This window comes from Actinacidiphila guanduensis (genome assembly GCF_900103985.1).
Taxonomy (GTDB): Bacteria; Actinomycetota; Actinomycetes; order Streptomycetales; family Streptomycetaceae; genus Actinacidiphila; species Actinacidiphila guanduensis.
Map to the genome: position 1 here is coordinate 533536 of NZ_FNIE01000004.1, position 12964 is coordinate 546499.

At 73.9% G+C, this 12964-nt stretch carries 11 protein-coding genes and 1 pseudogene; 5 read left to right on the forward strand and 7 right to left on the reverse strand.

Translation table 11 applies throughout. From position 1 onward, the window contains the following. Positions 1-41 precede the first annotated feature (41 nt). Positions 42-3638, forward strand: a complete 3597-nt coding sequence (locus BLR33_RS11230; protein WP_093784184.1) for a hydantoinase B/oxoprolinase family protein — start codon at positions 42-44, stop codon at positions 3636-3638. Between the two features lie 5 nt (positions 3639-3643). Here the strand turns inward: BLR33_RS11230 and BLR33_RS11235 are convergent, their stop codons facing one another. Further along, a complete protein-coding gene (locus tag BLR33_RS11235; RefSeq protein WP_093784185.1) occupies positions 3644-4072 on the reverse strand; it encodes an Hsp20/alpha crystallin family protein in 429 nt (142 codons plus the stop codon). A gap of 327 nt (positions 4073-4399) precedes the next feature. On the opposite strand from BLR33_RS11235, the gene BLR33_RS11240 reads away from it, so the two are divergent. Next, positions 4400-5614: an MFS transporter gene (locus BLR33_RS11240; protein WP_093784186.1), complete on the forward strand. Its 1215-nt coding sequence runs from the start codon at positions 4400-4402 to the stop codon at positions 5612-5614. Positions 5615-5849: 235 nt separating this feature from the next. Beyond that, positions 5850-6749, forward strand: coding sequence for a TVP38/TMEM64 family protein (locus BLR33_RS11245; protein ID WP_093784187.1), 900 nt, complete (start codon positions 5850-5852; stop codon positions 6747-6749). Here the strand turns inward: BLR33_RS11245 and BLR33_RS11250 are convergent. The 6 genes from BLR33_RS11250 to BLR33_RS34715 form a co-directional block, all read right to left on the reverse strand. Next, entirely contained in the window at positions 6694-7185 is a 492-nt protein-coding gene (locus tag BLR33_RS11250; RefSeq protein ID WP_093784188.1) for a hypothetical protein, read from the reverse strand. The genes BLR33_RS11245 and BLR33_RS11250 overlap by 56 nt on opposite strands. A gap of 5 nt (positions 7186-7190) precedes the next feature. Continuing rightward, positions 7191-7937 (reverse strand): contact-dependent growth inhibition system immunity protein, encoded by a 747-nt coding sequence (locus BLR33_RS11255; protein ID WP_093784189.1) that lies wholly within the window; start codon positions 7935-7937, stop codon positions 7191-7193. Between the two features lie 69 nt (positions 7938-8006). Continuing rightward, positions 8007-9167 carry an RNase A-like domain-containing protein gene (locus BLR33_RS11260; RefSeq protein ID WP_093784190.1) on the reverse strand — a complete coding sequence of 387 codons (1161 nt, stop codon included), beginning with the start codon at positions 9165-9167 and terminating at the stop codon, positions 8007-8009. Further along, positions 9167-9481, reverse strand: coding sequence for a hypothetical protein (locus BLR33_RS11265; RefSeq protein ID WP_093784191.1), 315 nt, complete (start codon positions 9479-9481; stop codon positions 9167-9169). The genes BLR33_RS11260 and BLR33_RS11265 overlap by 1 nt, the downstream gene beginning before the upstream one ends. A gap of 668 nt (positions 9482-10149) precedes the next feature. After that, positions 10150-11100: an NAD(P)-dependent alcohol dehydrogenase gene (locus BLR33_RS11270; RefSeq protein WP_093784192.1), complete on the reverse strand. Its 951-nt coding sequence runs from the start codon at positions 11098-11100 to the stop codon at positions 10150-10152. Beyond that, the gene (locus tag BLR33_RS34715; protein WP_143031676.1) at positions 11097-11453 is read right to left on the reverse strand and encodes a hypothetical protein; all 357 of its coding nucleotides are present in this window, start codon (positions 11451-11453) and stop codon (positions 11097-11099) included. The genes BLR33_RS11270 and BLR33_RS34715 overlap by 4 nt, the downstream gene beginning before the upstream one ends. Positions 11454-11487: 34 nt before the next feature. Here BLR33_RS34715 and BLR33_RS11275 point away from each other — a divergent pair, with 34 nt between their 5' ends. Further along, positions 11488-12333, forward strand: a complete 846-nt coding sequence (locus BLR33_RS11275) for a helix-turn-helix transcriptional regulator (protein ID WP_093784193.1) — start codon at positions 11488-11490, stop codon at positions 12331-12333. 123 nt (positions 12334-12456) lie between these two features. After that, positions 12457-12912: pseudogene (locus tag BLR33_RS11280) on the forward strand (2OG-Fe(II) oxygenase); the annotation flags it as partial. Positions 12913-12964 lie beyond the last annotated feature (52 nt).

The following is a 12964-nucleotide window of genomic DNA, read 5'->3' on the forward strand; positions in this document are numbered from 1 at the left end:
CTGTTTGCGGCGTATTGCCCGGTCCCCGGATACTGGGGGCCATGGCCGACCAGGGATGGCAGTTCTGGATCGATCGCGGCGGCACCTTCACCGACGTCGTCGCCCGCGGGCCCGACGGCCGTCTGCGCACCCACAAGCTGCTCTCGGACAACCCGGCCCGCTACCCGGACGCCGCCGTGGCCGGCATCCGCCACCTGCTCGGCACCCGCCCCGGCGACCCGGTGCCGACCGAGCGCATCGAGGCGGTGCGGATGGGCACCACCGTGGCCACCAACGCGCTGCTGGAGCGCACAGGCGAGCGGGTCGCCCTGGTGGTCACCCGCGGCTTCGCCGACGCCCTGCGGATCGGCTACCAGAACCGCCCGCGCATCTTCGACCGCCGCATCGTGCTGCCCGAGCAGGTGCACGAGCGCGTGGTGGAGGTGGACGAGCGGATCACCGCGCAGGGCGAGGTGCTGCGCCCGCCCGACCTGGAGCGGCTGGCCGCGGACCTGCGGGCCGCCTACGACGACGGCATCCGCGCGCTGGCCGTGGTGTGCCTGCACAGCCATCTGCACCCCGCGCACGAGCAGCGCATCGGCGAACTCGCCCGCCGGATCGGCTTCCCGCAGGTGTCGCTGTCCAGCGAGGTCAGCCCGCTGATGAAGGTGGTGCCGCGCGGCGACACCACCGTGGTCGACGCCTACCTCTCCCCCGTGCTGCGCCGCTACGTCGCCCAGGTCGCCGGCGAACTGCCGGGTGTGCGGCTGATGTTCATGCAGTCCAACGGCGGCCTCGCCGAGGCGGGCCACTTCCGCGGCAAGGACGCGGTGCTGTCGGGTCCGGCCGGCGGCATCGTCGGCATGGTCCGCATGTCCGAACTGGCCGGGCTGGACAAGGTGATCGGCTTCGACATGGGCGGCACCTCCACCGACGTCTCGCACTACGCCGGCTCCTACGAGCGGGTGTTCGCCACCCAGGTGGCCGGGGTGCGGCTGCGCGCCCCCATGCTCGACATCCGCACGGTGGCCGCGGGCGGCGGCTCGGTGCTGCGCTTCGACGGCGGCCGCTACCGGGTGGGCCCGCAGTCCGCCGGCGCCGATCCCGGCCCGGCCTGCTACCGGGCGGGCGGCCCGCTCACCGTCACCGACGCCAATGTGATGCTCGGCCGGGTCCAGGCCGCCCACTTCCCGGCCGTCTTCGGTCCCCGCGGCGACCAGCGGCTCGACACCGAGGCCGTCCGGCGCGGCTTCACCGATCTCGCGGCCGCCATCCGGCGCGAGAGCGGCGATACCCGCACGCCCGAGCAGGTTGCGGAAGGGTTCCTGCGGATCGCGGTGGCCGACATCGCGGGCGCGGTGAAGCGGATCTCGGTCCAGAAGGGCCACGACATCACGCAGTACGCGCTGACCACCTTCGGCGGTGCCGGCGGCCAGCACGCCTGCGCGGTCGCCGACGCGCTCGGCATCCGCACAGTCCTGGTGCCGCCCATGGCCGGGGTGCTCTCCGCCCTCGGCATCGGCCTGGCGGATACCACCGCGATGCGCGAGCGCTCCGTCGAACTCCCCCTGGGGCAGGGTGCGATGCCCGCGGTGGAGTCGGCCGCCGGCGAGCTGGAGGCCGCCGCCCGGGGCGAACTCGCCGACGAGGGCGTGCCCGCGGCCCGTATCCGCGTCGCCCGCCGCGCCCACCTGCGCTACGACGGCACCGACACCGCCCTGACCGTCGATCTCGACTCCCCCGACGCCATGGCGGCCGCCTTCGAGTCCGCCCACCGCGCCCGCTACTCCTTCCTGATGGACCGGCCGGTCGTGGTGGAGGCGCTGTCGGTGGAGGCCGTCGGCGTCACCGAGCAGCCCGACCTCGCGGCCGGGCCGCCGCCCAGGGCCGCCGCCCGCCCCGAGCAGGTGCGGATGCACGAGGGCGGGGCCTGGCGCGAGGTCCCGCTGCACCGGCGCGCGGCGCTGCGGCCGGGCGAGGTGGTCGACGGCCCGGCGATCCTCGCCGAGGACAACGCGACCACGGTGGTGGACCGCGGCTGGCAGGCGTCGGTGACGCGGGCCGGGCACCTGCTGATGCGGCGGGTCGCGGCCCCGCGCGAGGACCGGGTGAGCACCGCCGCCGACCCGGTGCTGCTGGAGGTCTTCAACAACCTCTTCATGTCGATCGCCGAGCAGATGGGCGCCCGGCTGGAGTCCACCGCGCAGTCGGTGAACATCAAGGAGCGGCTGGACTTCTCCTGCGCCCTGTTCGACCCCGAGGGCAACCTGGTGGCCAACGCGCCCCACATCCCGGTGCACCTCGGCTCGATGGGCACCAGCGTCAAGGAGGTGGTGCGCCGCCGGGCGGGCGCCCTGCGGCCCGGCGACGCCTACGCGGTCAACGACCCGTACCATGGCGGCACCCACCTGCCCGACGTCACCGTGATCACCCCCGTCTTCGGCTCCGGCGCCGATCCGGAACTGCTGTTCTTCGTCGCCTCGCGCGGCCACCACGCCGAGATCGGCGGCATCGCGCCCGGCTCCATGCCGGCCGGCAGCCGCCGGATCGAGGACGAAGGGGTGCTCTTCGACAACTGGCTGCTGGTGCAGGGCGGCCGGCTGCGCGAGCGCGAGACGCATGACCTGCTCACCGCGGGCCCGCACCCCTCGCGCGACCCGGCCACCAACCTCGCGGACCTGCGCGCCCAGATCGCCGCCAACCACAAGGGCGTCGAGGAGGTGACCCGCATGATCGGGCACTTCGGGCTCGACGTGGTGCAGTCCTACATGCGGCACGTGCAGCGCAACGCCGAGGAGGCCGTCCGGCGGGCGGTGGACACGCTCGGCGAGGGCTCGTGCGCCTACGAGACGGACTCCGGCGCCGTCATCCGCGTCAAGGTCCGCGTCGACCGCGAACGCCGGTCCGCCACGCTCGACTTCACCGGCACCTCGCCCCAGCTGGACAGCAACTTCAACGCGCCCGCCTCGGTGGCGAGCGCCGCCGCCCTGTACGTCTTCCGCACCCTGGTCGCCGACGACATCCCGCTCAACGACGGCTGCCTGCGCCCGCTGACGCTCGTCCTGCCGCCGGGCTCCATGCTCGCCCCGCAGCGCCCGGCCGCCGTGGTCGCGGGCAATGTGGAGACCTCACAGGCGGTCACCGGCGCCCTCTACGCGGCTCTGGGCGTGCAGGCCGAGGGCTCGGGCACGATGAACAACGTCACCTTCGGCAACGAGCGGCACCAGTACTACGAGACAGTCGCCTCCGGCTCGGGCGCGGGCGACGGATTCGACGGCGCCGACGCCGTGCAGACCCACATGACGAACTCGCGCCTGACCGACCCCGAGGTGCTGGAGTGGCGGCACCCGGTGCTGGTCGAGGAGTTCGCGGTGCGGCGCGGCAGCGGCGGAGCGGGCCGCTGGCGCGGCGGCGACGGGGTGGTGCGCCGTATCCGCTTCCGCGAGCCGATGCGGGTCAGCACCCTGTCCTCGCACCGCAGGGTGCCGCCGTACGGCATGGCCGGCGGCCGCCCGGGCGCCCTCGGCCGGGACCGCGTGGAGCGGGCGGACGGCACCGTGCGGCACCTGCCGGGGTGCGCGGGGGTGGACGTGGCCGCCGGGGACGTCCTGGTGATCGAGACCCCGGGCGGCGGCGGATACGGCGAACCCTCTTCGTGAGCCCCTCAGGGCTCCTTGCGTTCGACCTTGATCGTCCGCGCGGTCTCCTTGGCCGCCGCGAGCGGGACCGTCACGGTGAGGATGCCCTGGTCGTAGGTGGCCCTGGCCTCCTTGGTGCGGGCGCCGGCGGGGAGCCGGACGGCGCGGGTGAACTGGCCGTAGCGGAACTCCGAGCGCTGCCGGTCCTCGGTCTTCTCGGTGCGCTCGGCGCGGATGGTCAGCAACTCGTCCTCGACCGTGATCTCGACGTCCTCGTCGGGGTCGATGCCCGGCAGCTCCGCGCTGACGGTGTAGGCGTCGTCGGACAGCCGCTCCTCGACGGCGATGCCGTGCGGCCCGCCCGGAATGCGCAGCCCCGGCACCGTGCCCACCCAGTCGAGCAGGTCCGGGAGGTTGGGTGCCCAGCCCTGCCGTCGTTCGGCCTTCGCGGTCATGCTTCCTCCTCGGGTCGCGCCTGTCGCAGGCCGGACCGGCCCGCACTTCCACCGTCGCTCTCCCGGCGCCGCGCGGCCAGTGCCGAACGTCCCCGCCGGCCGATCCGCACCCCACCCCGGGGTGACGCAATCGTCCAGCGAACTTCACCCGTTGGTGACGTGCGGGAATCCGAGGGGTGCAAGACTTTGTTCCGTTGCTAAACTTATGCGGGTCGCAGGTCGGCCCGCGCTCCAGCCGCTCCGCCCCTCCCCGTACCGCCCGCTGCTCCGCCCCGTCCCCGCCCCGTCCCCCCGTCAGGACCCACCCTCACCCGTTAAGGACCTTCCATGCCCCTGGCCATCCTCGCCCTGGCGGTGAGCGCCTTCGGCATCGGCACCACCGAGTTCGTGATGATGGGCCTGCTGCCCGACGTCGCGGGCGACCTCGGTACGTCCGTGCCGACCGCGGGTTACCTCGTCTCGGCGTACGCGCTCGGCGTCGTCGTCGGCGCCCCGCTGCTCACCGCCGTGGGCGCGCGCATCCCGCGCCGCCGCATGCTGCTCCTGCTCATGGGCCTGTTCACCGTCGGCAACCTCTTCTCCGCCTTCGCGCCCGGCTACTGGTGGCTGCTGGGCGGCCGCTTCCTCGCGGGGCTGCCGCACGGGGCGTTCTTCGGCGTCGGGGCAGTCGTGGCCTCGCGGATGGTCGCCGAGGACCGGCGGGCGCGGGCGGTCGCGGCGATGTTCCTCGGACTGACCGTCGCCAACATCGTCGGGGTGCCCGCGGCCACCGCGCTCGGCCAGCACCTGGGCTGGCGGGCGACGTTCGTGGTCGTCTCGGTGGTCGGCCTGCTCTCGCTGGCGGCGCTGTCGCTGCTGATCCCGCACCAGCCGATGGAGGAACACGGCGGCGTCGGGCAGGAGTTGCGCGCGCTGCGCGAACCGCAGGTGGTCCTGGGCCTGCTCACGGCGGTCTTCGGCTTCGGTGGTGTCTTCGCCGTCTACAGCTACCTGGCCTCGATGATGACGAAGGTGACCGGCTTCTCCGACTCCTCGGTGACGCTGCTGCTCGCCCTGTTCGGCATCGGCATGACGCTGGGCGCGCTGGCGGCCGGGCCGCTCACCGACCGTGCCCTGCGCCCGACCCTCTACGGCTCCCTGGCCGCGCTCGCCGTGGTGCTGGTCGCCTTCCACGCGATGGCGGGCTCCAAGGTGGCGGCCCCCATCGGCGTGGTGCTCCTGGGCGCGGTGGGCTTCATGACCACGACTCCGCTGCAGATGCTGGTGATGAACAAGGCCCGCCACGCCCCCACCCTGGCCTCGGCCTCCAACCACTCGGCCTTCAACCTGGCGAACGCCGGCGGCGCCTGGCTCGGCGGTGCGGCGATCTCCGCGGGCTGGGGCTGGACCTCCCCGTCCCTGGTCGGCGCGGTCCTGGCCGTCGTGGGCCTGGCCATCGCGGTGACAGCCGGCATCCTGGACCGCCGCTCCCCCGCCCCCGTGACGGTCTCCCCGGTGGTGGCGGAGGGCGGCCCGCGCGAGCGGGTGGTGGAAAGGGCCTGAACGGCACCGGGCCCGGGCGGCAAGGAAGGGTGAGCCCCGGGTTCTTCCGGGCGCCGCCCGCCTGTCGTCGGCACCGGCTCGTACGGGCTTCGGGCGTGCAGGCTCAGGACGTACGAGTTTCGAGCCCGCGGGCTTCGGGACCCGCAGCCGGCCGTCGGGCAGCGCTGTTGCGCGGCGGCTCCGTTAGGCTCGCGGGGTGGACGAGCCGGGGCTGGGGGTAGTGGGGCCGGGGCCGATGGCGCGCGCGGAGGCGGTCGCGGACGTGGCCGCAGAAGCCTCGGTGGAAGCGGCCGACGGGGCGTCCGTCGATGCGCCGGTGGACGTCACCGCGAGTGAAGTCTCACCCTTCACTTCAGGGTCACAGTCGGGCAGTACGGGGCGGGAACCGCCCTGGATCGGCCGCCTTCCGCCCTCTTCGCCCGTTGTGCGCTCGCTGCGGCGGCTGCTCTCGCCGTGGGGTCGGTTCGCGCTGCTGGTCGTCCTGCTCGGGGTGGGCGTCGCGGTCGTGCTGGCGTACCGGCTGGAGCGGCTGCTGACCCGGGGGTGGGGGCCGCACGGTTCCGGCGCCACGGCCGTCCTGGTGTTCGCCCTCGCGTACGGGCTGGCGACCGTCGCCTTCGTGCCGCGGCCGCTGCTCAACGCCGCCGCCGGCGCGCTCTACGGCATCCAGGCCGGGCTGCCCGCGGCGGTCGGCGGCACCGTCCTGGGCGCCGGGCTGTCCTTCGTGCTCGGGCGGGCGCTCGGCCGCGACGCGCTGCGCACCCTGCTGCGGGGGCGGTTCGCGCTCTCGCTCGACCGGCAGCTCAGCCGGCACGGCTTCCGCAGCACCCTCGCGCTGCGGCTCTTCCCCGGTGTCCCGTTCGCCGCGGCGAACTACGCCGCCGCCGTCTCCACGGTGCGCCTCACCCCGTTCCTGACGGCGACAGCCGCGGGCAGTACGGCGAACACGGCCGCCTATGTCGTCGCCGGGGCCCGGGCGGCCTCGCCGACCTCCCCCACGTTCCTGCTCGCGCTCGGCTTCCTCGGTGTCACCGCCGTGGCGGCGGCCGCGTACGCCCGCCGCCGTGCCCGCCCGGCGGTCAGTCGTCCTGCGAGCGCAGGAGGACGAGGTCGTACGCGGGGCCCCGGGCGGTGACCAGGAGGTCGAAGGTCGCGGTGGTCACCACGTCCCAGCTGCGGCCGGACGGCGAAGCCCGCGGGTGCGTGCTGTTGGTCTGCCAGCGGGCGTCGGGGCCGAGAGCGGCCAGGACCTCCTGCTCGACGGCGTCCGCCTGGGGATCCCCGGCGGGCGGGCCGGCGGCGGAGGCGAGGTCGGTGAGGAGGGTGCCGGTGATCCAGCCGTCGGCCTCGGCGGTGGTGAAGGACGGGTGGCGGGCGAGCCGTTCGGCGAGGTCGCCCGGTCCGGACACGGCGAGGGTCACGCCCGGCTGCCCGTCGAGGACGTCCCAGCAGACGTCGGCGAGCGGGCGGCGGTGATCCGCCGGCCGCAGGACAGCGACGGTGGTGGAGCGGCTGAGGCGGGTGGCCAGGCGGGCCAGGCGGTTGGGCAGCGGGGCTTGTTTCTTGGCCACGCCGCCTACCGTACGACAGAGCGGAGGTCGTGCAGGGGATAGGCGAGGTCGCGGGTGGGGTGCGGCCGGTAGCCCTGCGCGCTCAGGTGGGCGTCCAGCCGGCCGGCGAGCCGGTCGAGCCAGCCACGTACGGCGTCGGGTTCGGGCAGGACGGCGGCCCCGAGCATGCGGACGCCCTCGGCGGTGTCCTCCTCCGACCCGCACAGGGACAGCAGTTCGCGGGCCTCGCGGGCGGCGGCGGCCACCTGGTGGTCCCAGGTGTGGGCCAGGTAGTCGTCCACCGCGGCCTCGTAGGGGGGTTCGGCGTCCTGGTGGAAGTACGAGCCGAGCAGGTGGGCGAGGTTGGGCAGCCGCTCGCGGTACTCCCAGGTCGTCTCGGGCACGGCGGGCTCGGCCCGTTCGCGGTCCTCGGTGAAGGCCGCCAGGTGCGGGAGCATCGCGATGAGGCAGTCCTCGCGGGTGCGGCCGGGCGGGGCGACGATCGGCGGCATGGACGCGAGGTTGTCGGCCACGTCGGCCTCGTCCAGGCCGTACTTGAGGACGTCGAGGATCTCGTGGGTGGCCCGGTAGGCGCGCCCGGGGTAGTAGGCGGCGATGCGCAGGTAGGCGCGCATGGCCGGGGAGGGCGTCTCGTCGGTGTCGGTGAAGCGCTCCTCGCGCGGCACCGCGGCGTACGCCTCCAGCAGCATGCGCAGTTCGGGGAGCCACTCCGCCCACGGGGCGTCGTCGTCGAAGATGTTCGGCTGCGTCATGGGTTTCGCTCGCACCTTCTCGTCTCGCGTGCGCCCTGTGCGGCGGCGCGCCGGCCGGAACGGGCCAGGTCAGCCTACGGGGTAGGTGGTGAGGATGTAGTAGCCGCCGGGCGCGTCGGGATCGGCCCGCAGCACGACCTGCACGCCGTTGACCGGCCGGGAGCCGGTGCCGTCGCGCCAGTCGGTCCTGGACAGGGCGCGGCCGGTCACCTCGCCGGTGTCCTTGAGGGTGAACTCCTTGGTGCTGCCCTCCTTGGCGCCGGTGAGCCAGTTGCTGACCTGCTGCTTGTTGGCGTCGATCGCCTGCTGGGAGAAGCGCTGGGCGTCGCCGGTCTTCTCGAAGGTCGAGGCTTCCTGGACCCCCGGTTCCTGGGCGAGGCGGTCGCCCAGCTGCTGGTCGCTGCGGCCGACATGCTTGGTGACGCCGTGGCCGCCGTAGCCCTCGTCCTTCAGCGGGTCGGCCTCGCGCGGCTGCTTCGGCTGCGGCCCTTTGCGGCGGTCCCGGCTCCAGGCGTTGTAGTCGCCGTTGGCCATGGCGTTCATGAAGTCGCCGAGGCCCTTGGCCGCCAGGGCGCCGCCGCCGGTGATCGCGACGACGCCCCCGACGTTGAGCGTCAGACCGACGCCCGCGCCGACGACGGTGATGTCCAGCGCGCCGCCGCCGATCTCGCCGGCCGCGCCCAGGAAGAGCAGGCCGATGCCCAGGGCCGTCTCCCCTATGGCCTTCAGCGACTCCAGGCTGCACACCACGTGCATGACGTTGGCGACGTCGTAGGCGGCGTCCTCCAGCGGGTCCAGCACCCATTTCTTCCACCAGGGGCGCTTCTTGGGCTTCGGCTGCGGCTTCGCGCGGGTGGTGATGCCGTTGAACGCGTCGACCGGGGACAGGCCGTCACCGAACGCGTGCGGCTGCCTGGCCTTGTCGAACAGCGCCAGCCGTCGGGTGATCTCCCGGGCGACGCCGTCGAGTTCGGGGCCGAGTGACCCCGGCAGCCCGGCGCCGGCCGGGACGGGGGCGTTCGGCTTGAGCACGCCGTTGCCGGCCGAGGTCCGCAGCACGTTTTCCAACTGCGGGTTGGTGGTGGCCTTCACCCCCGGGTCCAGCGCGCCCTGGGCGTCGGCGAGGATCGCGCCGATGGACCGGTGCAGGGCGGCGGCGCCGTCGCCGGCCTTCTTCAGGTCCGACCCGAGAGATGTCACCTTGTCCGGGTCGAAGCCTGAGAAGCCCATCAGTGGCCGCCCTTCTTGTCGGCGTCCTTGGCCCGGTCCTCGAGCCTGCCCGCCTCGGTCACCCAGCGCTTGGCGTCCGCGAGCAGGTCGGCAGCCATCGTGTGCAGGGTGCTGCTGCGCGAACTCAGCGTCTTCGTCGTGGACTCGGCCCAGGGTCCCTTCCAGATCTGGTCCTTGCCCGTCGCGGACGCCTTCTTCACCGGCCCGTCCAGGTAAGTGCCCAGCCCCGCCGCCGCGTTGCGCGCCCGGCGCGCCGCGTCGCGCAGCACGCCGGCGCGGCGCCGCAGCTCGGCGGCCGAGTCGTCGTCCCCCACGTTGCCTCCCCTCCACCGGCCCAGAAGCGGCCCAGAAGCGGCCCAGCCGGGGACCATGCTTTCGCAACGGGGCGGGGGACCACAACGGGGTGGGGGGTGACGAGGGTGAGTTGGGGTGGGGTGCGGGGGCGCGGTGGGATGGGTGGGGGCGACGTGGCGGGATGCTGCGGGTGCGACGGGGTGTAGGGGGGCGCGAAGCGGCGGGCTGCCGCGGGCGCTGTCGGCCGGCGGAGTGCGGCGGCGGCCGGTGGAGTACGGCCGCGGCCGGTGGAGTACGGCCGACCGGATAGGGGGCGGGGCTGGCCGGGCGGGCAAAGTGCAGCAGGCGGGCGATCGCACAGCCGGGGGGGCGCGGTCCCGCAGGCGGGGTGCGCCGGGTGATCGGCCCGCTCCGAGGTCGGGCCGAGCGGGCGGGCCACGCCGAGGCCAGGCCGTACCGAGCGGCCAGGCCAGCCGAGGCCAAGCCGCACCGACTGATCGGGGGCTCCGAGACCGGGCCGACCCAGCGAGCGCACCGAAGCCCAAGTCCGGCTACGCCGAGCTGTCAGACCGTGCCGCCGCCAGGCTCGCACCCAGCGATCGGGACATACCGAGGCCATGCCGTACCGCGCGGCGGACCCTGGCGAGGTCCGGGTGCACCGAGTGGGCGGGCCTTGGCGGGACGCGCTCTACGCCGCCACCTCGATCACCTGCTTGCCCACCACGCCGCCCCGTTCGAACGCCTGGTGGGCAGCGGGGGCGTCCGCGAGGGGGTGGACGCCGTCGATGACGGGGCGCAGGGCGCCCGAGTCGACGTGAGCGGCCAGGTCGCGGAGCATCGCGGTGTCGGGATTGGCACTGAAGGTGCGGATGCGGCGGGAGCCGTGGACGCTCGACGCGGCGATCGCGGCCAGGGCGGGACCGGAGAGCCCGACGGTGACCATGCGGCCGGTCCGGGTCAACCGTCCGCGGTAGCAGTGCAGTTCGGTACCGACGGTGTCGAGGATGACGTCGAAGGGCCCGATCTGGTCGGAGGTGGTGGAACCGTAGTCGCGGACCTCGTCGGCGCCGAGGGCGGTGAGGATGTGGGCGTGGCGGTCGCGGGCCAGAGCGGTGACGTGGCCACCCATCGAATGGGCGAGCTGCACGGCGGCCGTACCGACACCGCCGGCCGCTCCCCGGACCAATACCCGCTCCCCTGCCGCGAGTTGCACGCTGTCGCGCAGCGCGATCAGCGCGGTGGTGCCTGCGACGACCAGGGATGCGGCCTCCACCGGCGAGAGGCCCGCGGGCATGGGCGCGAGGCGGTCCGCGGCCACCACGACGTACTCAGCCGCGCCGGCGGTGGTGTGCCGCTGCCGCGGGTGCACGGTGCCCCACACCCGGTCGCCGGCCCGGTAACCCGCCACGCCCGCACCGATGTCGGCGACGACACCGGCGAAGTCCAGCCCCACGCCGATCGGGAACCGGCGGCCCGAGACCATCTTGAGGCCGCCCGAACGGACGATCACGTCGTGCCCGTTCACGCTGGACGCCTCGACCGCCACGAGCACCTCGCCGGCGGCGGGAGCCGGGCGGTCGACCTCGTTGATCCGCAGGACGTCGGCGGCGCCGTAGCTCATGAACTGGACAGCCTTCATTGTCGTTTCCTTCCGTGGCGGCTGGGGTGACTCCGATGCTGCCCGCTACGAGGGGCGGCGGGGTCGTTGCGCTTTTCCTGGGTCCGGCAGACCCACCTTCGCGAGCCGGGGGCGCGGCATACTGGCGCCGTGACCGACGACTCCCGTTTCCCGACGGCTTCCGGCTCCTTGAACAACCCGAACACCTCGGTGGCCCGGAGCACTTCGGGTGCCGCGAGCGGTTCGGTGGCCCCGACCGCTGCCGCGGGCGGTTCGGCCGCTTCGAGCAGTTCGGCGGCCTTGAACACTTCGGCAACCGCGAGCGCTTCGGCTGCCGCGGCCGGTCCGACCGCCCCGCCTGGTTCGGCGGGCACGGAAAATCCGACTGCCTCAACCGCTCTGGCCGCCTTGAGCGACGATCCACGCCGGGAGCTGGCGGAGTTCCTGCGTACCCGTCGAACTCGGGTGCTGCCGCGGGACGTCGGTCTCGAACCGGGACCGCGGCGGCGTGTCGCGGGGCTGCGGCGTGAGGAGTTGGCGCTGCTGGCCGGGGTGAGCTCGGACTATTACCAGCGGATGGAGCAGGGACGCGACGTGCGGCCCTCCGAGCAGGTCCTGGACGCTCTCGCGCGGGCGCTCAACTTCTCCGCGGAGGAGACCCGGCACCTGCACACGCTCGCGGCGGCCGCTCGTACGCCTGCCCGTGCTCCCCGCCACCACGAGCCGGAGGAGGTTCCTCCCACCACGCTGCGGCTGCTGCACACCATGACGACGCCGACGATGGTCGTCGGCCGCTTCCTGGACGTCCTGGCGTGGAACCCGCTGGCGGGTGTGCTGCTGGACGAGTTCGCCCGGCTCCCCCGGGCCGAACGCAACTTGCTCAAGCTGCTGTTGCACCCGGAGGCGGACCGGTCCTGTGCGGACCGGACGGCGACGGTCGCCGAGTTGACGGCGATGCTGCGCACGCAGGTCGCGGCGGACCCCAGCCACCCGCGCGGCATCGAACTCGTCGGCGAACTCGCCGTCCACAGCGACGAGTTCGCCACGCTGTGGGCACGCCACGACGTGTCGGAGACCACCCGCGGCCGCATGCGCCTCGACCATCCCCTGGTCGGCGAGTTGACCCTGGACTGGGACGCGTACCCCGTCCCGGGCGCGCCGGGCCCCGTCCTGATCACGTACACAGCAGAAGCGGGAACCCCGGACGAGGAACGCCTGCGCCTCCTGGCCAGCCTGCTCACCACGCGGGCATAAGGGCCGCGCACCGAATCGGCTCTCACGGCGCGCGGGTTGGTCGGCTCGCCGGCCCGACTGGCTGGTGAACCCGTCCGGCATGGCGTAAGAGCATCAGCGCCGATCGCAAGTACCGCTCTCCGAAGGCCGGTTCTGCCGATCGCCCGCGACTGGGCCGGGAAGCTGGGCCGGCCGGCGCCGTGGCCGGACAGCCTCGCGGAGTGGACGGCGATGTGCCACGAAGCGGGGCAGGACAGGTCCGCGCAGATCCTGCTGCGCTACGGGCCCGGCGACTGGAACGCCCTGCACCGCGACGTGTTCGGCGAGATGTTCTTCCCGCTCCAGGTCGTCATCGGCCTCGACGTGCCCGGAGCGGACTTCACCGGCGGCGAGTTCATCATGACGGAGCAGCGGCCCCGGGCACAGTCCAGGGCCTCGGCCACGACGCTCCCCCAGGGCCACGCCCTGGTCTTCACCACGCGCGACCGGCCTGTCGCCACCAAGAGGGGCTGGTCCAATGGCCCGATGCGCCACGGCGTGAGCACCGTTCGCGGAGGGCGCCGCCACACACTGGGGCTCGTCTTCCACGACGCGACGTGACGTGACGCCTGCGGGCCGGCCGAGAACTACCGCCTGCGGCCGAGGCGACGTC